This window comes from Steroidobacter gossypii, assembly GCF_016801985.1.
In the GTDB taxonomy this organism is placed as follows: Bacteria; Pseudomonadota; Gammaproteobacteria; order Steroidobacterales; family Steroidobacteraceae; genus Steroidobacter; species Steroidobacter gossypii.
Map to the genome: position 1 here is coordinate 1 of NZ_JAEVLS010000018.1, position 2,053 is coordinate 2,053.

2 protein-coding genes are annotated in these 2,053 nt (G+C 54.8%); both read left to right on the forward strand.

What is annotated here, in order from left to right; genetic code table 11:
• Positions 1–219, forward strand: a 219-nt coding sequence (locus JM946_RS30085) for a hypothetical protein (protein WP_218043212.1), incomplete at its 5' end; no start/stop codon positions are given.
• Positions 220–338: 119 nt separating this feature from the next.
• Positions 339–2,053: condensation domain-containing protein (locus JM946_RS29820; RefSeq protein ID WP_230980106.1), on the forward strand; the 1,715-nt coding region annotated here is incomplete at its 3' end.

Consider the following 2,053-nt stretch of genomic DNA (forward strand, 5'->3'; position numbering starts at 1 on the left):
GATCGTGAACACTTTTCCACGGCTCCTGCCAAAGTGTTCACGGTCCCGTGGAATCGTGTTCACGTTGCCGTGGATTGGGTGTTCACCATCCCGTGGAAAGCCTGTTCACGATCGCGTGGAATACGCAGCCAGCCAGCACACAAAGCAAATAAGCGATGCTTCGACGCTGCTCGCGAGGGGGCGTCGTTCAAGCGCTTTACTGACGGATGCGCAATGTGAGCAGCCAGAACGGTGCTACTGCGATCACAATTGGCGCTGAAATGATTTCTCGGGCGGCTGATCATGTTCTCTGCTGCGTCTCAAAGTGCACGCGAGCTTTCAAGTCAGAGGCAGGTTCAATGAACGAAGAGGTGAGTTTCGTCCTGTCGCCGGAAAAATCTCCTGCTCAGAATGACAGCGGAAGATCAGAGAGCGAACAGAACAATGCCTCTGACAGCGAGCTGCTCGATTCAATGGATCCACAGTACAGGAATGGTGACTTGAAGCCGTTGAGCCTCATTCGATTGAACCGCCAGCAGCTTGAAACAGCGGTTCAGAGCGTGCCGGGCGGAGCCCCGAACGTGCAAGACATGTACCCGCTGTCCCCCCTCCAGGAGGGGATGCTATTCCATTGGCTGCTAAACCCGTGTAGCGACACCTATGTTCTGTCGATCTTGTTCGAATTGGATTCTCGGGCGAGCTCGGGAACGCTGATAAGCGCATTGAATAGAGTGATGGATCGACACGATATTATGAGAAGTGCAGTGCTATGGGAGGATTTGCCGCGGCCTATACAGGTGGTCTATCGAAAGGCGACATTGCCGATTGAGGATTTGGGCCGCATTAGTAAGCCCCTGGAGCAGCTCAGGTCGCGGATGAAACCTGGTGGCAATGCTTGGGACCTTCGACGAGCGCCCCTGTTGCGTCTGCTCTTAGCAGGAGAAGAGCACGGAGAAAAAGACTACGCTCTTCTTCAAGTTCACCATCTGATCTCCGATCATCGGTCATTGAGAAAAATAATCGAAGAGGTGTTCGCTTGCTGTGACAACCGTGATCACGAACTGCCGTCTCCAGTGGCATATCGGAATTACGTGGCCCATGTGCTTGCGGATGATCGGACGCATGATGCAGAGGGCTTTTTCCGAGAGGCCCTCAGAGGGATCGATGAGCCTACTGCGCCTTTCGGGCTGTTGGACGCGCATAGGGACGCGAGTCGAGTCTTGGAGTCTCATTGTCAAGTTGACGCAGGCTTAGCACGACGGATTCGAACTGCGGCAAATGAATTTGGAGTGAGTGCGGCTAGGCTGTTTCACGCCGCTTGGGCACTAGTCGTAGCTCACACGTGCGGAAAACATGACATTGTTTTCGGCACTGTGTTACTGACGAGTGAACAGAGAGGTGAGAGGAGCCGACGGGTGTTGGGGATGTCCGTCAATACGCTGCCTATTCGGCTGCGGCTGAAGGAGGCGTCTGTCAAGGAGTGCTTGGACCAAGTTAACGGGGAATTGAGGAGGCTGTTCGACTATGAGAATACGCCGCTGCCCATTGCGCAGCGCTGCGCCGAGATAGCTAGCGGTGTGCCGCTATTTACTGCCTTGTTGAACTACCGGCACAGCCCGCCCGAGGCGGTCCAGAGCCAAAGGGCCGAGATCGGGATAAGAGTGATCGACAGGGGAGATGCGTGGACAAATTATCCAGTCGCGTTGACTGTGGATGATCTTCAAGACAGATTTGTGCTGACGATGCAGACGGACCGGAGCATCGAGGCGGACCGGGTGGCGGCGTACGTGGAGGCAGCACTGTGCTCACTCGTGGACTCGCTAGAAAAGAACTCGCAGGTGCCGGCACTCTCACTATCGATTATGCCGAAGAGTGAACGCGACCTGTTGATTAAGAAGTTCAATGGAGAGAAGCGCCTTTATCCTGCGGGAAAGCCGATAAGCACGCTCTTCGAGGAGCAAGTGAAGTTAGTCTCGGAGAGGACTGCAGTGCTGCATGAGGGGCAGTCGCTGACGTATGAGGAGTTGAACTGCAAAGCCAACCAGTTGGCGCGATATTTGGTGCGAAAGGGGAT